The 16,855-nt window shown below is 72.2% G+C and carries 19 protein-coding genes; 7 read left to right on the top strand and 12 right to left on the bottom strand.

Going from position 1 to position 16,855, the window contains the following annotated elements; all coding sequences use genetic code 11:
- The first annotated feature begins 9 nt into the window (after positions 1-9).
- The 4 genes from ACFVYA_RS27005 (at position 10) to ACFVYA_RS26990 (ending at position 3,192) form a co-directional block, all read left to right on the top strand.
- The gene (locus ACFVYA_RS27005; protein ID WP_387048886.1) at positions 10-1,158 is read left to right on the top strand and encodes a type III PLP-dependent enzyme; all 1,149 of its coding nucleotides are present in this window, start codon (positions 10-12) and stop codon (positions 1,156-1,158) included.
- Positions 1,151-1,510: an adenosylmethionine decarboxylase gene (speD, locus tag ACFVYA_RS27000; protein ID WP_285992311.1), complete on the top strand. Its 360-nt coding sequence runs from the start codon at positions 1,151-1,153 to the stop codon at positions 1,508-1,510. Before ACFVYA_RS27005 ends, speD begins: the two co-directional genes overlap by 8 nt.
- Complete coding sequence (locus ACFVYA_RS26995) at positions 1,510-2,382, top strand: spermidine synthase (protein ID WP_387048885.1); 873 nt, start codon at positions 1,510-1,512, stop codon at positions 2,380-2,382. Before speD ends, ACFVYA_RS26995 begins: the two co-directional genes overlap by 1 nt.
- A 183-nt stretch (positions 2,383-2,565) precedes the next feature.
- The gene (locus ACFVYA_RS26990; RefSeq protein ID WP_285992309.1) at positions 2,566-3,192 is read left to right on the top strand and encodes a DUF4360 domain-containing protein; all 627 of its coding nucleotides are present in this window, start codon (positions 2,566-2,568) and stop codon (positions 3,190-3,192) included.
- 74 nt (positions 3,193-3,266) lie between these two features.
- Here ACFVYA_RS26990 and ACFVYA_RS26985 read toward each other — a convergent pair whose 3' ends face one another.
- Positions 3,267-3,698: a hypothetical protein gene (locus ACFVYA_RS26985; protein ID WP_387048883.1), complete on the bottom strand. Its 432-nt coding sequence runs from the start codon at positions 3,696-3,698 to the stop codon at positions 3,267-3,269.
- A 279-nt stretch (positions 3,699-3,977) separates the two neighbouring features.
- Complete coding sequence (locus ACFVYA_RS26980; RefSeq protein ID WP_285992307.1) at positions 3,978-4,424, bottom strand: MarR family winged helix-turn-helix transcriptional regulator; 447 nt, start codon at positions 4,422-4,424, stop codon at positions 3,978-3,980.
- 87 nt (positions 4,425-4,511) lie between these two features.
- Between ACFVYA_RS26980 and ACFVYA_RS26975 the strand changes: the two genes are divergently transcribed.
- Positions 4,512-6,575, top strand: coding sequence for an MMPL family transporter (locus ACFVYA_RS26975; RefSeq protein ID WP_387048881.1), 2,064 nt, complete (start codon positions 4,512-4,514; stop codon positions 6,573-6,575).
- Between the two features lies 1 nt (position 6,576).
- Here ACFVYA_RS26975 and ACFVYA_RS26970 read toward each other — a convergent pair whose 3' ends face one another.
- The gene (locus tag ACFVYA_RS26970) at positions 6,577-7,800 is read right to left on the bottom strand and encodes a hypothetical protein (protein ID WP_387048879.1); all 1,224 of its coding nucleotides are present in this window, start codon (positions 7,798-7,800) and stop codon (positions 6,577-6,579) included.
- A 117-nt stretch (positions 7,801-7,917) separates the two neighbouring features.
- Entirely contained in the window at positions 7,918-8,295 is a 378-nt protein-coding gene (locus ACFVYA_RS26965; protein ID WP_285992304.1) for a MerR family transcriptional regulator, read from the bottom strand.
- A 47-nt stretch (positions 8,296-8,342) separates the two neighbouring features.
- Here ACFVYA_RS26965 and ACFVYA_RS26960 point away from each other — a divergent pair, with 47 nt between their 5' ends.
- Complete coding sequence (locus tag ACFVYA_RS26960; RefSeq protein WP_387048878.1) at positions 8,343-9,137, top strand: MBL fold metallo-hydrolase; 795 nt, start codon at positions 8,343-8,345, stop codon at positions 9,135-9,137.
- Here ACFVYA_RS26960 and ACFVYA_RS26955 read toward each other — a convergent pair.
- The 8 genes from ACFVYA_RS26955 to ACFVYA_RS26920 form a co-directional block, all read right to left on the bottom strand.
- Entirely contained in the window at positions 9,134-9,490 is a 357-nt protein-coding gene (locus ACFVYA_RS26955; protein ID WP_387048876.1) for an STAS domain-containing protein, read from the bottom strand. The genes ACFVYA_RS26960 and ACFVYA_RS26955 overlap by 4 nt on opposite strands.
- Entirely contained in the window at positions 9,487-10,623 is a 1,137-nt protein-coding gene (locus tag ACFVYA_RS26950; protein ID WP_387048875.1) for a B12-binding domain-containing protein, read from the bottom strand. The genes ACFVYA_RS26955 and ACFVYA_RS26950 overlap by 4 nt, the downstream gene beginning before the upstream one ends.
- Positions 10,598-11,365, bottom strand: coding sequence for a PP2C family protein-serine/threonine phosphatase (locus ACFVYA_RS26945; protein ID WP_387048874.1), 768 nt, complete (start codon positions 11,363-11,365; stop codon positions 10,598-10,600). Before ACFVYA_RS26945 ends, ACFVYA_RS26950 begins: the two co-directional genes overlap by 26 nt.
- Complete coding sequence (locus ACFVYA_RS26940) at positions 11,365-11,961, bottom strand: hypothetical protein (RefSeq protein WP_387048873.1); 597 nt, start codon at positions 11,959-11,961, stop codon at positions 11,365-11,367. Before ACFVYA_RS26940 ends, ACFVYA_RS26945 begins: the two co-directional genes overlap by 1 nt.
- Complete coding sequence (locus ACFVYA_RS26935; protein WP_285992300.1) at positions 11,954-12,352, bottom strand: ATP-binding protein; 399 nt, start codon at positions 12,350-12,352, stop codon at positions 11,954-11,956. The genes ACFVYA_RS26940 and ACFVYA_RS26935 overlap by 8 nt, the downstream gene beginning before the upstream one ends.
- 92 nt (positions 12,353-12,444) lie before the next feature.
- Positions 12,445-12,828: an STAS domain-containing protein gene (locus ACFVYA_RS26930; protein WP_387048871.1), complete on the bottom strand. Its 384-nt coding sequence runs from the start codon at positions 12,826-12,828 to the stop codon at positions 12,445-12,447.
- Between the two features lie 99 nt (positions 12,829-12,927).
- Entirely contained in the window at positions 12,928-14,091 is a 1,164-nt protein-coding gene (locus ACFVYA_RS26925) for a VanZ family protein (RefSeq protein ID WP_387048869.1), read from the bottom strand.
- 75 nt (positions 14,092-14,166) lie between these two features.
- The gene (locus ACFVYA_RS26920; protein WP_387048868.1) at positions 14,167-14,361 is read right to left on the bottom strand and encodes an antitoxin; all 195 of its coding nucleotides are present in this window, start codon (positions 14,359-14,361) and stop codon (positions 14,167-14,169) included.
- 348 nt (positions 14,362-14,709) lie between these two features.
- Between ACFVYA_RS26920 and ACFVYA_RS26915 the strand changes: the two genes are divergently transcribed.
- Entirely contained in the window at positions 14,710-16,422 is a 1,713-nt protein-coding gene (locus ACFVYA_RS26915) for a sulfatase-like hydrolase/transferase (protein WP_387048866.1), read from the top strand.
- Positions 16,423-16,855: the final 433 nt, after the last annotated feature.

Here is a 16,855-nt window from a genome sequence, read left to right as displayed (position 1 = left end):
ACTGGCGCCGTGTGCGCCGACTTCACCCGGATCCGCCGCTTCCTCGACGAGCGCGACCCGCCGACGCCGTGCCTGGTCGTCGACACCGACGTCGTCGCGGCCCGGGCGGGCGAGTTCGGCGCGGCGTTCCCCGGCGCGCTGATCCGGTACGCGGTCAAGGCCAACCCGGCGCCTCCGGTGCTCGACGCGCTGGTGGCGGCCGGGATCGGCTTCGACGTGGCCGGCCCGGCGGAGCTCGAGCTGTGCCTCGGCCGCGGTGCCGGCCCGGCGGAGATCGCCTACGGCAACCCGATCAAGAAACCGCGGGACATCGCCTTCGCGTTCGAACGCGGCGTCCGGGAGTTCACTTCGGACGCTCCCGCCGACGTCGACCACCTGGGCCGGTACGCGCCGGGCGCGGCGGTGTCGATCCGCGTCGTGCTCGACGCGCCGGACTCGGCGACGCCGTTCGGCCGGAAGTTCGGCTGCGCCCCGGCCGAAGCCCTCGACCTGGTGCTGCGTGCGGCCGCGCTCGGGCTGCGGCCCGGGATCGCCTTCCACGTCGGCTCGCAGCAGCCGGACGTCACCGCCTGGGAGATCGGCGTCGCCACGGCGGCGAAGCTGTTCGCCGAGGCCGCGGCGCACGGCGTCGAGATGACGCGGCTCAACCTCGGGGGCGGCTTCCCAACTGCCCACCGCACCCCCGTCCCGCCCTTGGCCGCGTACGCGTCGAGGATCGCGGCGGCCCTCGACGCGGCCTTCCCGTCCGGGCGCCCGGAGCTGCTGCTCGAGCCCGGCCGCGTCCTCGTCGCGGACGCCGGCCTGCTGCGGACCGAGGTCGTGCTGGTCGCCGACCGGGACGAACGGCGCTGGGTGTACCTCGACATCGGCCGCTACAACGGCCTGGCCGAGGCCGAAAACGAAGCGATCGCCTACCGGTTCGAGCCGGTGGGCGGGCACGACGGCCCCAGCGGCCCGGTGGTGCTGGCCGGTCCGACCTGCGACGGCGACGACGTGCTCTACCAGCGGACGCGGTACGAACTGCCCCGGTCGCTGCGGACCGGCGACCGGCTCGACGTGCCGGGGACCGGGGCCTACACCGCGAGCTACGCGTCGGTGGGGTTCAACGGGATCGAACCGCTGCGCACGTACTGCGTCGGGCGGTGGGGAGATGCCTGACGTCGGCCGGTTCACCGGGCGCCACGTGCTCGCCGAGCTGCACGGGATCGACCCGGGCCTGCTCGACGACCCGGTGCGCCTCGGGGAGCTGCTGCGGGCCGCGGTGACGGAAGCGGGCGCGACGGTCCTCGACGTCGTGGCGCAGCGGTTCGCGCCGCAGGGCGCCACGGTGATCGCGCTGCTGGCCGAGTCGCACGCGTCCGTCCACACCTACCCCGAGCACGGGTCGCTCTTCGCCGACGTGTTCACCTGCGGGGAACGCGCCGATCCCGAGCACGCCCTGCGGCTGCTGGCCAAGTCGCTGCACGCCGCGCCGGTCCACCTGTCGGTCCTCCACCGGGGAGAACGCTGATGCCCTTGATCCACGAACCGGTCGGCGACGGCCTCACCCGCGTCTGGGAGGTCGGTGACGTGCGGTTCCACGAGCGCACGCCGTACCAGGAGGTGCTGATCGGGACGACGGCGCAAGGGGTTTCGCTGTTCTGCGACGGCGAGCGCCAAAGCACCGAAGCCAGCCAGCTGGTGTACCACGAAGCGCTGGTGGTGCCCGCCCTCCTGCTGGCCGAGCGGGTGCGGCGGGTGCTCGTCGTCGGCTCGAGCGAGGGGGTCGCCAGCCAGTTGGCGGTCGCCGCCGGCGCCTCGCTGGTCGACCACGTGGACATCGACGCCCACGCCGTCCGCGCCTGCGCCGAGCACCTGCCCTACGGCTACACCCCGGCGGAGCTGGCGCGGGCCGAACGCGGCGAGGGGCCGGTCCGGGTGTCCTACGTGGACGGCTGGGCCTTCCTCGCCGAAGCCGAGAGCCGGGGCGAGCGCTACGACGTGATCGTGATCGACCTGCCCGACGAGAACACCGATCCGGCCGCGCAGCACAATCGCTTGTACGGCACGGACTTCCTCGCCCGCTGTGCGCGCCTGCTGGCGCCGGGTGGGGTGGTGACCTGCCAGGCGGGCTGCCCGACGCTGTGGCGCAACGAGACGCTGCGGGCGTCGTGGCGGCGGTTCCGGGAGGTCTTCGGCGCGGTGCTGTACTTCGGCTCCGACGAGCACGAGTGGGCGTTCCTGTCCGGCCGCGCGGACCCGGTCGAGAACCCGGGCGCGCTGGTGGCGCGGCGGTTCGCGGAGCGGGGGAGCGGGGCGGCGACGCTGGACGCCGAAGCGCTGCTCGGCGGGTGCACCCCGCCACGCTCGCTCCGCGTCAGTGGTCTGAACCAGGCGTCTTGACCTTCGATTCCCCGAATATCGAGCCCTGGGAAAGGTGAATTAGCGGGAAATGGATTTCCCGCGCTGGACGCTTGTCGTGTTACTCCATTCAGTGGCCGTCGAAAAGGTTGCGATCGCGCTACGATCCTCTCCGCGCGCGATCATCATCACCACCAGGCACCGTGGCCCATTTGGAGGAGCGTCATGCTCGGTATGTCGGTCGTAGGCGCATTGATTCTGTCCACCCTCGCCGCCCCCGTCGATTCTACGGTGGCGTCGGCCCCGAGCGAAAAGATCACGCTCGACATCAAGACGATCAACGGCTCCGGCTGCCCGGCGGGCACGGCCACCGCGTCGGCCGACGTCGCGTCCGACAACACCTCGTTCACGGTGCGCTACACGAACTTCACCGCGAAGGCCGGCGGCGGCGTGTCGGCGCTCGAAGGCCGGAAGAACTGCCAGATCAACGTGCTCGTCCACGTGCCGCAAGGGTTCACGTATGCGATCGCCGAGGCGGAGTACCGCGGCTTCGCGCACATCGAGAGCGGTGCGAGCGCGCTCGAGCAAGCCAACTACTACTTCACCGGGACGGCGCCGACCGCCCGGGTGCGGCACACCATCCCCGGCCCGTTCCACGGTGTGTGGCGGGCCACCGACACCACCGACGTGGCCGAGCTGGTGTTCGCCCCGTGCGGGGAGAGCCGCAACCTGAACATCAATGCGGAACTGCGCGCCGACGCCGGTTCCTCGGCCGGTGGCAGTTACATCGAAATGGATTCCGAACACGCGAGCGTGGACACGATTTATCACTTCGCGTGGAAGACCTGCTGAATTACGGCGGTCATTGTCGGGGCGCCCGCTCACCGGCCGAGGCTTCGGGCCGGTGAGCGGGTTTGCCGTACCCCTCAGACGTGGGTGACCAGGAGGGTCACGCCCGCCTCGCCGCCGCAGTCGACGAACACGGGCCCGACCCCGTTGCCGATGTTCCCGGCCACGTTCGCCTTGGCCACGAACCGGTCCGGCCCGGACTCGAGGATCCGGATGTTCTCCAGGGCCGGCCGGCCGGGAAACCCGCCGAGCACGGACTTCAACCCGGTACCGCCGCCGCAGTGGCCGGTGATCGTCACTTCCTGCCCCCGGTGCGTGGTGGGGTTCGGGCTCACCTGCACCGTGGCTCGCGCGCCTTTCGGCGGCTGGTTCGCGTTCGTCATGGTCCCCTCGGTGGATGCCGGGTCCGCCGACGCACCGCCGGCGATCCCGATGCTGACCGCCGCGACCAGCCCGGCCGCGAGGGCCAGGCCGGTGACCGCGCGGGTGGATTTCGTGATGTCACGCATGTGTGTCTCCTCCCTTGAACCCGGTTCTCCTCGAGCCGGATCTGCCCAGTCAGTCGACCGGAGGAGTGCTCGAGGTTCTCTCAGGAGAAGAGTGAGACGTGGATCACGTCGGAGGGGTGGCCGAGGTCAGCCGCGGGCCGCGCCGCGCTCGGTTTCGGCGCCGGGTGCCAGGCGGCACCGGCGTTCGAACCGCTCCATCAGGACGGTAGCGATCAGGACGGCCACTGGGGTGCTCACCGCGATCCACATGTAGGAAGAGCTACCCAGCCCCGCGCGCTCTCAATCGCCCGCGGACAGCCGGGTGATCAGGTCCAGCAGGCCGGCGCGGAACGCCTCGTCGTCGCCGAGGCCGCCGAGCAGTGCGGGTTCGGCCCGCACGGCTTGCTCGTGCACGGCCCGGCCCTGCGCGGTCAGCCGCGTCAGCTGGCGGCGGCCGTCGGCCGGATCCGCGGCCCGGCTGACGAACCCCGCTCTGGCCAGGCGGTCGAGCGTGCGGCTCATCGTCTGGTCGGTCACCTGGCAGCGCTGGGCCAGCGTCCGCTGGGGGAGCGGCCCGTCGCGCAGGGTGTGCAGCGCGATGAGGCCCGCGTGGGTGAGGCCCATGCCGTCGAGCACGGCCACCCAGCGTTGCTCCACCAGCCGCGCGGCCACGGCCAGCAGCCGGCCGGTCGGCCAGGTGCCCAGGTCGGGTTCGGGGGTCGGGCTCACCGTCACTGTGCTCGCCATCACTCAGGGATCGTCGGGGTCGTCGTGCAGAATGTTCAGCTTGCTGAACAATTGGGCGTGTTCGCGCTCGAAAGGACTTTAGCGACCATGAACGAGAACCCGCGCCGCCTCCGCTGGCTGATGCCGGCCCTCCTGGTGGTCGCCTGGCTCGGCCTGGGCGGGTTCGGCGGCCCGTTCGCCGGCAAGCTCAGCGAGGTCGCGAAGAACGACAACGCCGCCTTCCTGCCGCGCTCGGCCGAAGCCACCGAGGTCGCCGACGAGCAGAAGGCGTTCAGCCCGCGCCAGGTGCTGCCGGCGACCGTCGTCGCCGAGCGGGCGAGCGGCCTGACCGGCGCGGACCGGCAGTTCCTCGAGGCCAAGGCGCAGGAACTGGGCCGGGTCCCCGGAGTGGCCGGCCCGCTGGGCAAGCCGGAGCGGGCACCGCGGGACGACCAGGCCGCGCAGCTCGCCGTGCCGATCTTCGCCGACGGCAACCCCGCCGACGTCGTCAAGGAGGTCCGGGCGCGCCTCGGCGGCGCGCCGGACGGCCTCACCGTGCTCGTCACCGGGCCGGCCGGGCAGATCGCCGACCTGGTCAAGGCCTTCGGCGGCATCGACGGCATCCTGCTGCTCGTCGCCGGCGGCGTGGTCGCGCTGATCCTCGTCGCGGTCTACCGCAGCCCGCTGCTGCCGTTCCTGGTGCTGCTGTCGGCCGTGTTCGCCCTCGGCCTCGCCAGCCTCGTCGTCTACCTGCTGGCGAAGCACGACGTCCTCGCGCTCAACGGCCAGAGCCAGGGCATTCTCTCGATTCTCGTGTTCGGCGCGGCGACCGACTACGCGCTCCTGCTGGTCGCGCGGTTCCGCGAGCAGCTGCGCGACACGCCGAGCCGGTTCGACGCCTTGAAGCTCGCCTGGCGCGCGACGCTCGAACCGATCGCGGCTTCGGCGGGCACCGTCGTGCTCGGCGTGCTGTGCCTGCTGTTCAGCGACCTCAACTCCAACAAGGGCCTCGGCCCGGTCGCGGCGATCGGCATCGGCGCCGCGCTGCTGGCGTCCACCACGTTCCTGCCGGCGGTGCTGGCGCTGTGCGGCCGCGGCGCGTTCTGGCCGTTCAAGCCGGCACTGGGCTCGCCGCACCCGGAGACGTCCGGGATCTGGGGCCGGGTGGCGCGCCTGGTCGGCCGCCGGCCGCGCACGGTCTGGGTGGTCACGGCCCTGGTGCTGGGGATCGGCGTCGCGTTCCTGCCGCAGCTCAAGGCGTCCGGCACCGCCCAGTCGGATGTGTTCCTGACCGAGGTCGAATCGGGGACGGGCCAGGAGATCCTCGGCCGCCACTTCCCGGGCGGGCTCGGCGCACCCGCGATCACGATCGCCGACGCGGGCGCGCTGCCCGCGGTCCTGAAGGCGTCCACAACGGACGGAGTGGCCCAGTCGTTCCCGGTGCCGGGCCCCGACGGCCGTCCCAAGGAGGTCGGCGGCCGCGTCGAGATCCTCTCGGTGCTGACGGACCCGGCGGACTCGGAGGCGGCGGTCGCGACGGTCGGACGCCTGCGCGACGCGGTGCACGCGGTACCGGAGGCGAACGCCGAGGTGGGCGGCCCGACCGCGATCCAGCTGGACACGCAGCAGACGTCGAAGCGTGACCGCGCGCTGATCATCCCGATCGTGCTGCTGGTGATCTTCCTGGTCCTGGCGCTGCTGTTGCGGTCGTTGCTGGCCCCGCTGCTGCTGATCGCGACGGTGGTGCTGTCCTTCGCGGCGACGATGGGCGTGTCGGCGCTGGTGTTCAACCACGTCCTCGGCTTCCCGGGCGCGGACCCGGTGGTGCCGCTGTTCGGGTTCGTGTTCCTGGTGGCGCTGGGGATCGACTACAACATCTTCCTGATGACCCGCGTGCGGGAGGAGGCCCTGGCGAGGGGCACCCGCGCCGGGACGTTGCGCGGGTTGTCGCTGACGGGCGGGGTGATCACCTCGGCCGGCGTGGTGCTGGCGGCGACGTTTTCGGCGCTCGCGGTGATCCCGATCCTGTTCCTGGCCCAGATCGCGTTCATCGTCGCGTTCGGGGTCCTGTTGGACACCCTGCTGGTGCGGTCGCTGCTGGTGCCCGCGCTGACCGTCGACGTCGGGCGGCGCATCTGGTGGCCGTCGAAGCCGGCGCGCCGGGAGAGGTAGGTCAGGTGATCGGCTCGATGCCCTCCGGCAGCTGCTCGAGCTCGGGGGGTATCGCGTGACGCTGGACCATTTGCAGTGGCTGGACGGGCAGCGGGTCGCGGTAGGGCAGAGGTGGCGCGGTGTAGAGCTGCGTTTCGCAGTATAGGAAGATGGCGTCCGAGGAGGCCCGGAGGCCGGCCAGTTTCGTGTCCAGGTCCGGGGGATTCGTTCCGGCCACGGCGGTGTGCGCGGCCTGACCGGTTTGCCACGCGTCAGCCTCGAACGTCAGTCCGGCCTGGTACAAGCGATAAGCTTGTCGGTACTGCGCGAAGGTCAACTCGCAGCGCGCCTTCAACGCTTTCAATCGATCCCGGAATAGGTCAACTTCCACCGGCGTGTCCGGCATATCCCCCCGCTTCGGGGCGGACTTCCAGTCTTGCTGATATTTCACGAAGTCCTGTCGCCAGAGTTGCCACGCTTGTTTTTTCTTTTTCAGTTCGGCATGAACCGCGGCGTTCAGGGGAATGGACTGTGACCAACTGGCTGCCTCCGTCGCTTCCTCGTGGCTGAGTTCGCCGCCCTGCTGCTGGGCGTCTGTCACCACGCTCACGTTCATGTCCAGTCGCGCCGCCACCGCGGCGGCGATCGTTTTGCTGTCCCGTCTCGCGCTCTTTTTCTTGCCTGCGTCGGACTCGCGCTCTCTGACGCAGAGTAGCCGCGCTACCCGAAAGAATTGCTCGGCATGCCTGCTTTCGTGAATCACCGTGTCCGCGAGCTCGGCGCGTTGTGTCACATCCAGGGCGAGCTGGTTGAGCAAATCGGTCGATATGTCCATGATCCACACGTTCGGCTTGAAATTGCCGTGGACACTGCCGCCGGTCCCGGTCAGCCCGGGAAGCAGGCTGATTTTCGGCACCTTCAGCTGATCGAGTTTATTGTTGATGACGGCAGCGAGGGCTTTTTTGCGGGTCTCGAGGGTGGCACCCGGAGCTGTCCACTGCTCGAAAACTCCGGACAGATCACCGACGAATCCACCGACGTCGGCGGCCAGCCCGGTCACCCGTTGCACGACGGGAGTGCGTGGTGGCCCGCTTCCGGCGACGATACGCTGGACCGCCCGGTTACCGGCGTGCGCCTGTAGTGCGAGGAGCAGCTGCTCCGGACCGCGGAGATCGGCCGTCCGGGCCGGTGGGGTCGCGTGGTGCCGGGCAGCCTGCTGCTCCTGTGCTCGTTCGCTGTGGTCCATCGCCCCGCCCCTTCGGCCGTCACCTCCGGTATCCCAGCCGGGACCATCAGGGGGAACACGCGGCCGGGAAGGGGCGGGCGCAGAGATCGCCGCCCCTTCGGGCAAGTGCCGGCGGGGCTAGGCGATCGCCGCCTTGAAGTGCGGGCATTCGACCAGCGGCGCGTGGTCGCAGGTCGCCGCGTGGCGGAGGCTGTCGCGCATGCGCGACAGCCGGTCGATCGTCTCCTCCAGCTCCGCCGCCTTCTGCGCCATCCGCTCGCGCAGGGCGTCGTCGCTCGGTGTGGCCACGAGGAACCGGGCGATCTCGGCGATCGTGAACCCCGCGCCGCGCGCGCAGGCCACCAGATCGAGGCGCCGCAGGACGTCGGGGTGGTACGTGCGCCGCAGGCCGTTGCGGCCGGCCGGTTCGACCAGCCCGCGCTTTTCGTAGAACCGCAGGGCCGACGGGGCCAGTCCGGACTTTTCGGCGACTTCGGCGATGTCGAGCAGGGTCATCGTGGCCTCCTTGACTTGAAGCGTAGTTCAAGTCCGACGATGACGGCATGAAGATCCACCACCTCAACTGCGGGTCCGTGCGGCAGATCGAAGCCCCCGGACTGCCGGCCGCGCACGCGGTCAACCACTGCCTGCTCGCCGAGACCGAGCACGACGGGCTCGTGCTCGTCGAAACCGGCCTCGGCCTCGACGACGTCCGCGACCCGGGCGCCACCCTGGGCGCCGACTGGGTCGCCATGGCCCAGCCGCTGCTCGCCGAAGACGAGACGGCCGTCCGGCAGGTCGCCCGGCTGGGTTTCGCGCCGGAGGACGTGCGGCACGTCGTCGTCACCCACCTCGACGTCGACCACTGCGGCGGCCTGCCCGACTTCCCGGACGCCCGGGTCCACGTCTTCGCCGCGGAACTCGACGCGGCCCTCGCCGAAGCGCCGAGCTTCCGGTACCGGCCGGCGCACTGGGCGCACGGCCCGCGGTGGGAGACCTACGCCGAGCCGTCCGGCGACGACTGGTTCGGCTTCGCGTCCGCGCCGCTGACCGGGCCGGCGGCGGACATCCGGCTCGTCCCGCTCGGCGGGCACACCGCGGGCCACGCCGGGGTCGCGGTGCACGACGGCACCCGCTGGCTGCTGCACTGCGGCGACGCGTACTACTACCACCGCGAACTCGCCGCCGACCCGGAGCCGCACCCGGTCCTCGACGTCGTCCAGACCCGCTCGGAAATCCACCACGACCTGCGGTTGGGCACGCAGGCCCGGCTGCGCGAACTCGTCCGGCGGCACGGGGACGAGGTGACGGTGTTCAGCGCGCACGACCCGTGGGAACTGGACCGGCTCCGGGCCTAGGAGTCGCGCCGGGCGCGGGAGTCCGCGGCTTCGCCGGTGACGTATGCGGCCGTGCCGGTGCGGGTGAGCAGCCGCTCCAGGGCGGGCTGCCGGTTGTCCAGGTGCAGCCGGGCCCCCGCGTCGGTGACGATGCGGAGGACCTTCATCAGCTCCGACAGCGCGGACGAGTCGCAGAAGCCGATTTCGCCGCAGTCCAAGCGCACCTCGCGGACGCCGGGGTGGCCGGCCAACCGGTCGGTGACCAGCCGCAGGAGCTTGCCCGTCGTCGCGAACTCGAGGTCGCCCGCGACGGACACGTGGGCCGTGCCCTCGTCCGAGGGGGTCCACGTGCAGGTCAGCCCGGTGGGGGTCATGCCGGCCGCTCCGATCCGGCGGCCGGCCCCGCCAGGTGCGTTCGTGCGGTGCGGAGCAAGCCGGTGGCCCGCGGGAAGTCGCGCAGCTCCGCTTCGAGCGCCGGCACGAGCGAGGCCGCCGGGACACCGCGCGCGGTGAGGATCCCGGCCGTCCAGCTCAGGAACCCGGTGAACAGCTCGCCGTCGCCGACGTAGAGGGCGGTGGCCAGGTACTCGACGATGTGCGCGAGATCCTCGGCCGTGTACTGGCGCTGCAGGTCGGTGTAGGCCCGCATGGCCGGGAGCCGCTCCTCCAAGCCGGCCAGCACGGTCTTCACGAGCCGGCCCGAGCTGCGGGTGACCAGGGTGTACTCCTGGTCGGCCAGGTGCGGCAGGTCGTCGAGCGGCAGGTGGGCACTGTGCGGTTGATGGGCACTGTGCGGTTGATGGGCACTGTGCGGTTGATGGGCACTGTGCGGCCGGGGGAGCGGCTCGGCCAGCCGGTCGGCGGCCGCCCGCGCGTCCGGGGCCCACGCTTCGGCACCCAGCAGCCGGGCGTACCGGCCGTCGGGCCCGAAGGCGGCGCCGCTCGCGATGACCGGGGTCGCGGCCGCCTGGCACGCCGTGATCGTCGCGTGCGCCGTCGACAGCCGGGTCGCGAGCGAACCGGACAGCGCCACCGCGTCCGGGCCGGTCCGGTGCAGGTGGGCGACCAGGTGCGGGGCGGGCACCTGCGCGCCGAGGTAGTCGACTCCGAACCCGCGCAGCCGCAGCACCTCGGACAGCAGCCGGGCCGGCATCGCGTGCCACTCCCCGTCGACGCAGGCGACGGTGATCCGGCCGAGGTGCGGCTCGGGACGGCCGAGCACGTAGCCGAAGGTGGCGAGGACGCGGTCGTTGATCGCGGTCGCCGCGTGCTCCCGGGCGACGGTGAGGCGGTTCGCCGCCCACTCCCGGCCGACCCGCCGCTGCACCGCGGCGATCACGTCGAGCAGCACGGTCTCCGGGTCGGTCCCGTCGCCGAGGGCCCGGACCACGACGTCGCCCGCCGCGTATTCGTCGCCGGCCGTGACGGCGTCCCAGAGCCGTTCGGCGTGTTCGGCCACCGCGGTGGTGCGGGGGCGGTGCTCATGCGGTGTACCTCCCGCGGCCATGGCCGCCGACCGCGGCCAGGTGCTGCCCGCGCGGCGCGGTGATCGCCAGCACGGCCATGTCGTCGTGGGTGCCGCGCCCGATCCACTGCGAGGCGAGCATCTGCACGCGCTCGACGACGGCGTCGGCCGGCATGTTCGCGCACTCGGCCACGGCCTGCTTCAGCCGGTCTTCGCCGAACATGGCGTCGCCGAGCGGGCCGCCCTTCGCCTCGATGATCCCGTCGGTGTAGAGCAGGCAGGTCTCCCCGGGCGCCAGCGTGACGTCCGCGCTCACCGACTCGATCTCGGGCAGCACCCCGATCAGGCTGCCCTGGGTGTCGGCCTCCTCGACCCGGCCGCCGGCCCGCACGATCAGCGGCGGCGGGTGCCCCGCGCAGGTCACCCGCAGCCGGACGGTGGCGCCTTCGCGCCGTGCGGAGGCCAGCACGAGGGTGACGTACCGGGCGTCGGCGTTGTCGCCGAGCGTGCGGTTCAGCAGGTCGAGCAGCCGGTGGTGGTCGCCGGCCATCGGCAGCAGCGCCCGCAGGGTGGTGCGGATCTTGCCGGTCAGCACCGCCGCGTCGAGGCCCTTGCCGCAGACGTCGCCGAGCACGGCGAGGGACTCCTCGCCCTCGGCGGTGATCGCCGAATGGACGTCGTAGAAGTCGCCGCCGATCCGCTCGCCGTCGCGGGCCGGGCGGTAGCGGCCGGCGAACTCGACGTCGCCGAGCTGTTCGAGGGTCGGCGGGAGCACTTCGCGCATCAGCGTGTCGTGATCGACGCCTGCAGCGCGAACACCCGAGCCGCCGACATGGCCGCCCCCGCTCGCGCCGCGAACAGCCGGGCGAACAGTTCTTCCTGGTCGGTGAACGACGCCCGGTCGCCGCGGCGCAGCAGGACCAGGGCACCGGCGGGGACGCCGTGGCCGGGCAGCGGCGTCACGACGATGGAGCCGACCGGGCCGAAGCCCTCCGGCAGCACCCAGGCGTCGCTGAGGAACGTGGTGCGTTCCCGCTCGCGGGCCAGTGCCTCGCGCGCCGAGCGGACGTCGGTCTCCTCGACGAGCCACCAGGTCACGGCCTCGCCGTGGGGTACCGGGTGCGCGGCGAAGGCCCGCTCGCCGACCTCGCCGCGGACGACCTCGTCCGAGCCGCGGTCGTGGGCGGTGGCCAGCCAGTCCGCCACCGCGCCCGCCGCGGGGACGCCGGCGCCGGCGTCGGGAAACAGCCGGTTGGCGGCCTCGTTGAGCGCCCGGATCGTGCCGGAACGGTCGATCACCACGGCTGCGGCCGGTGCGGCCGCCCAGCCCCCGGTGCCGTCGATCGCGACGGCGGGCGCGGTGGGCGCCGGATCAGCCACGCGCACCCGCCGGATCCGGGTCGGTGGCCAGTTCCGCCCACAAGGTCTTGCCGCTGGGCCGGCGCAGCTGGCCCCAGGCCGCGGCGCAGCGTTCGACCAGCAGGAGCCCCCGCCCGCCGTGGTCGGACGGCGCCCGGCGGCGAGCGGCCTCGCTCCCGCCGTCGTCGACCTCGATCCGCAGCTTGGCGGCGCCGGGCAGCAGGCGGACGTAGTAGGGCGCACGGCCGTGGCGCAGCGCGTTCGACGTCAGTTCGTCCACCACCATGACCGCCGTGCCGACGAACTGCGCCGGGAAGCCGCGCAGGACCGTCCGGACCCAGTGGCGGACCCGCGCGAGTTCGGAAAGCTCGGGGGAGATGCCGAGTTCGTGCCGGACAAATCGGAGTTTCACGTCCGCCTCCTTCGCCGCGCCGGCCTCCACGGGGAGGCTCTCCCCTTCTTCATGCCCGAAACCGGGCTCGCCGACACGGGTGTCCGAGGTCGTCATGTCGCGCCCCAGGAAGCTTCGGCCGCTTCGAGAGCGGGATACACGGGCATGATGTCGCCGAGGCCGAGCAGGGCGATGGGCCGGGTCACGGCCGGCGCGGCCGACACGACGGCGAACCGGCCGCCCGCCGCGCGCAGCCCGCGGGCCGGCCGCAGCAGGACCTGCAGGCAGCTGGAGTCGCAGTACCCGACCTCGGCCATGTCCACGACGATCCGTGCGGGGCCGGGTCCGGCCGGGAGCAGATCCGCCGGCTTCGCCGAGACCGCGAAGTCGAACTCACCGCGCAGGGTGTCGACGCGCACGCCCGAAGCGTCGTGGGCTTCGAGTGACCAGCCGTCACCCGAGGAACGCTGCCGGAGCCGCGCTGCGTCGGTGCTCATCGACTACTCCAGGATGGGGAACCGGACCCGGGGTGGCGGCTCAACCCCTTCCGGGGGCAATCTACCAGCGCTGCCGGCCCCGGGCAGCACCGTGTCCCGTCACTGTCCTTTAAGGACTTCTTGCGGCGGGGCGGGCGCCGGCACCGGTTCCGCGGCGGCCGGCGGCACGACCGCGACGTTCACGGTGCGGGTCAGCCGCTCGTAGGGCGCCCGGTGCTCGTTGTCGAGCAGCACCGCCAGCGGCGTCCAGACCCCCACGACGAACACCGACGCGGCCAGCGCGACCGGCAGCAGCAGCTGCTCCGGGTGGTGGCCCAGGTCCCAGCGGTCCAGGTCCAGCAGCAGCCAGGTCAGCCACAGCGGCGAGAGCAGGACGCCGTTGCGGACCAGCAGCGCGATCGGCCCGGCCCGGCGGGCGCCGCGGCGCGTCACCCGCAGGAGCATCGCCCGCTTCCCGGGCGTCGACCCGGTCACGGCGGGGAGCACCACGAACCACACGAGGGCGAGGATGACGACCGGCGTGTCACGGTGGCGCAGGTCCTCGCCGAACAGCGTCAGCAGGCCGAAGAGGAACCCGAGCAGCGCGGCGAACCCGAGCAGGTCGGTGGCCAGCGCGAACAGCCGCCGGGTGAAGGTGACCCTGGCGGCGTAGCGCCGGTCGTGCTCGGGTTCGGCCGAGGGCAGCAGGCGCCCGAGCGGGCCGGCCAGCAGCCAGCCGACGACCACACCCGCGGTGTTGAGGATCAGGTCGTCGACGCTGAAGAGCCGGTACGGGCACGGGAAGAGGAACCACAGGCCGGTCAGCTGCGTCAGTTCGAAGAACAGCGACACGCCGAAGCCGATCAGGGCGGCGGGCACCAGCCGCATCCGCTGGGCGTACCGGACGTAGAACCCGAGGGGCGCCAGCATCACGACGTTGAGCGCGGTGGTCCAGACCGCCGGGTTGTGCAGCAGCGCCCCGGGGCTCCAGTGGCCGCGGGCCCGCTGGGAGACCACCTCGACGAAGTAGAACGGCCGCAACTGCGGGGAACTCGCGTAGGTGTGACCCGCGCAGTACGCCGGGTCGGCCGGCAGCGGCAGGACCGTCTGCGTCGCGATCGCCAGCAGGTAGAACAGGAAGGTGTAGAAGACGAACGTCGGCCAGCCGCCGGCGCGGCCGCGGCGGCGGTAGCTGACGAAGGCGGCCGGGAGCATGACGGCCAGCACGAGGAGCGGGAAGAGGAGCAGGGCAGTCCGGACGGGGACGAGATAGGTGGCGACCACGGAGCCGGTGGTACCCAGCCGCGGGGGAAGCGAAGCGTGCTTCCCCCGGACGACTGGGCGCGCACCGGGCCGGGCTCACTGCGGGGGCGCCTCCTGCTGCCCGCCGCCCTGCTTGTGCAGGTAGTCCTTCACCTTGTCCGAGCCCTGGTCGATCTTGTCGGCGTGGTCGCCGAAGCGCTGCTTGGCCGCCTCGGCGGCCTTGTCGACGCCCTGGTCGGCCTGGTCGGGGTGCTTCCCGAGCGCTTCCTTCGCCTTGTCGAACAGATTCATCGTGGGCCTCCATCGGTGATCCGATCTTCGGACTCCCCGAGGAGAACACCGGGGACGCGGGCCCGCAACGCTCCGTCCCCTGTACCGGGGATTTCCGGGGTCGGCGCGGGTGAAAGGCGGTGTGCCGGGGTTTGCCGCGGGTGGGTCCGGGTACCGGTGATTCCTCTCGCGGGCGGGGCCGGTCGGTACGGGCGTGAGCCTGCTGGTGGCGAGCAACCCAGGCCGGTACGTCGAGATCCGGGGCGGCGCGTGAACCGTGCGCCACCCCGGCTCGTATATCCGGTGACGATCGCCGCCCCGCCGCACGGGCCGGCGGTCACCACCGTGCACCACGACGTGAGGCTCGCCATGGTTGGAAACATCGGTCTGCCGCTGGGGCGGCGCGCCCGCCACCGCACCCCGGTCCCGGGGGCGGCCCTGCCCGACTTCGGGCTGCCCCGGCCCGGACGGCGGCGCCACGTCGTCGCGAGCCGGGTTCTCACCGCGCTGGCCGCCCTGCTCGTGCTGTTCGGGCTCCTCGCCCCGGACGACCTCAGCTCGTTCTCCGCCGCGGCGCTCGTGCGCGTGCCCGTCGAGGGGCTCGTCATCGGTGCGTTCCTGCTGGTCCTGCCGCCGCGGCCGCGCCGCGTCGCCGCCGTGCTCGCCGGGCTGGGGCTCGGGCTGCTCACCCTGATGAAGGCGCTCGACACCGGCTTCTACGCCACCCTCGAGAAGCCGTTCGACCCGATCTACGACTGGAGCTTCTTCCACGCCGGCGTCGAGTTCCTGGCCGGGCAGATCGGGAACGCGGCCACGATCGCCGCGCTGATCGGTGCCGGTCTGCTCGCGGTGGCGGTCATGGTGCTCATGGTCCTCGCGATGCTGCGGCTGAGCCGCGTCGCCGCGGGACGGCGGACCGGCGCGACGCGGGTGGTGGCCGTCCTCGCCGTGGTCTGGATCGTCTCCTCGGTGTTCGGCGTCGAGCTCGCGCCGGGGCAGCCGGTCGCCGCGCAGAGCGCCGCCGCGCTGGCCTACGGCGACCTGCGCCAGGTCGGCGCCGACCTGCGGGACCAGCGGCCGTTCGGGGAGGTGGCCGCCGACGACGCGTTCCGGGCCACCCCGGGCGCGCAGCTGCTGAACGGGCTGCGCGGCAAGAACGTCGTGCTGACCTTCGTGGAGAGCTACGGGCGGATCGCGCTCGACGACCCGGTCATCGGGGCGAAGATCGGCCCGACGCTCGACGCGGGCACCGCCGAACTGCGCGCGGCGGGCATCGGCGCGAAGAGCGCGTTCCTGTCGTCCTCGACGTTCGGCGGCGGCAGCTGGCTGGCGCACTCGACCGTGCAGTCGGGGATGTGGATCGACAACCAGCAGCGGTACAACGACCTGCTCGCCAGCGACCGGCTGACCCTCGGCGGGGCGTTCCAGCGGGCGGGCTGGCGGACGGTCTGGGACGTGCCCGCGCACACCAAGGACTGGCCGGAGGGGCAGAAGTTCTACCACCCGGACGCCTACTACGACGCCCGTTCCATCGGGTACCACGGGCCGGGCTACGCCTACGCCACCATGCCCGACCAGTTCTCGCTCTCGATGCTGCAGCGCAAGGAGCTCGCGAACGCGGCGAAGCAGCCGGTGATGGCGGAGGTCGACCTCGTCTCCAGCCACGCGCCCTGGTCGCCGCGGCCCTGGCTGGTCGACTGGAACCAGGTCGGCGACGGCTCGGTCTTCAACCCCCAGCCCGCGGCGGGCGAAGCGCCGGAGTCGGTCTGGAAGGACCCGGAGAAGATCCGCGAGGCCTACCGCGACGCGACCGACTACTCCCTGAAGACGGTGATCTCGTTCGTCAAGCAGTACGGCGACGAAAACACGGTCCTGGTGTTCCTCGGTGACCACCAGCCGCCGGTGGTCACCCCGCAGGGCGCGGTGCACGACGTGCCGATCACCATCGTGGCCAAGGACCCGAAGGTCCTCGACCGGATCGCCGGCTGGGGCTGGCAGGACGGCCTCCACCCGGGCGCGCAGGCGCCGATCTGGAAGATGGACTCCTTCCGCGACCGCTTCCTCAACGCCTTCGCGCACTGACCGTCCTGTTCGGACGCACCCCCGCGCCGGGCCGCGGGGTGCGCACGGAACCGCCCGGCCGACTTTTCCCGGTGGCCGGGCGGTGCCGTGACCGGAATCCGGCGTCGCCTTCCCGGGTGGAGAGCGCCGTGACGGGGACGAGCGGGCACGTCCGGTGCCCGGCAGACTCCCGTTCGGGCCGCCGCCGGTGCGGCCGTGCTCTACTTGGTTCAGACCTTTGTGCAACGCCGCGAAGAAGGGTTGGTGGCACGGCGCGGGCGGGCTGGCGGCCAGTCCGCGCTTCGGTCGTGCGCGCGAAAACCCTTGTGCCAAAGGATGTTTTGTACGTCCACAATGGATGGACGTCGTGGAATTCCGGACAGAAGACCGGACAAATCTGGACCCGGTGCGGGTCGTGACCGCACACTCTGCGGACGGTGTGTTTCTTTCCCCC

This window comes from Amycolatopsis sp. NPDC058278 (assembly GCF_042881395.1).
Lineage (GTDB): Bacteria > Actinomycetota > Actinomycetes > Mycobacteriales > Pseudonocardiaceae > Amycolatopsis.
This window is presented reverse-complemented; position numbering and strand designations above follow the sequence as displayed.

Bases quoted from the DNA above. Each gene is read 5' to 3' on its own strand.
- ACFVYA_RS26975 (WP_387048881.1), top strand. From the start codon at position 4,512: ATGAACGAGAACCCGCGCCGCCTCCGCTGGCTGATGCCGGCCCTCCTG.
- ACFVYA_RS26945 (WP_387048874.1), bottom strand. From the start codon at position 11,365: ATGCGCGAAGTGCTCCCGCCGACCCTCGAACAGCTCGGCGACGTCGAG.
- ACFVYA_RS26955 (WP_387048876.1), bottom strand. From the start codon at position 9,490: ATGACCCCCACCGGGCTGACCTGCACGTGGACCCCCTCGGACGAGGGC.
- ACFVYA_RS26995 (WP_387048885.1), top strand. From the start codon at position 1,510: ATGCCCTTGATCCACGAACCGGTCGGCGACGGCCTCACCCGCGTCTGG.
- ACFVYA_RS26970 (WP_387048879.1), bottom strand. From the start codon at position 7,800: ATGGACCACAGCGAACGAGCACAGGAGCAGCAGGCTGCCCGGCACCAC.
- ACFVYA_RS26950 (WP_387048875.1), bottom strand. From the start codon at position 10,623: ATGGCCGCGGGAGGTACACCGCATGAGCACCGCCCCCGCACCACCGCG.
- ACFVYA_RS26915 (WP_387048866.1), top strand. From the start codon at position 14,710: ATGGTTGGAAACATCGGTCTGCCGCTGGGGCGGCGCGCCCGCCACCGC.
- ACFVYA_RS26965 (WP_285992304.1), bottom strand. From the start codon at position 8,295: ATGACCCTGCTCGACATCGCCGAAGTCGCCGAAAAGTCCGGACTGGCC.
- speD (WP_285992311.1), top strand. From the start codon at position 1,151: ATGCCTGACGTCGGCCGGTTCACCGGGCGCCACGTGCTCGCCGAGCTG.
- ACFVYA_RS26930 (WP_387048871.1), bottom strand. From the start codon at position 12,828: ATGAGCACCGACGCAGCGCGGCTCCGGCAGCGTTCCTCGGGTGACGGC.
- ACFVYA_RS26985 (WP_387048883.1), bottom strand. From the start codon at position 3,698: ATGCGTGACATCACGAAATCCACCCGCGCGGTCACCGGCCTGGCCCTC.
- ACFVYA_RS26990 (WP_285992309.1), top strand. From the start codon at position 2,566: ATGCTCGGTATGTCGGTCGTAGGCGCATTGATTCTGTCCACCCTCGCC.
- ACFVYA_RS26960 (WP_387048878.1), top strand. From the start codon at position 8,343: ATGAAGATCCACCACCTCAACTGCGGGTCCGTGCGGCAGATCGAAGCC.
- ACFVYA_RS26980 (WP_285992307.1), bottom strand. From the start codon at position 4,424: ATGGCGAGCACAGTGACGGTGAGCCCGACCCCCGAACCCGACCTGGGC.
- ACFVYA_RS26920 (WP_387048868.1), bottom strand. From the start codon at position 14,361: ATGAATCTGTTCGACAAGGCGAAGGAAGCGCTCGGGAAGCACCCCGAC.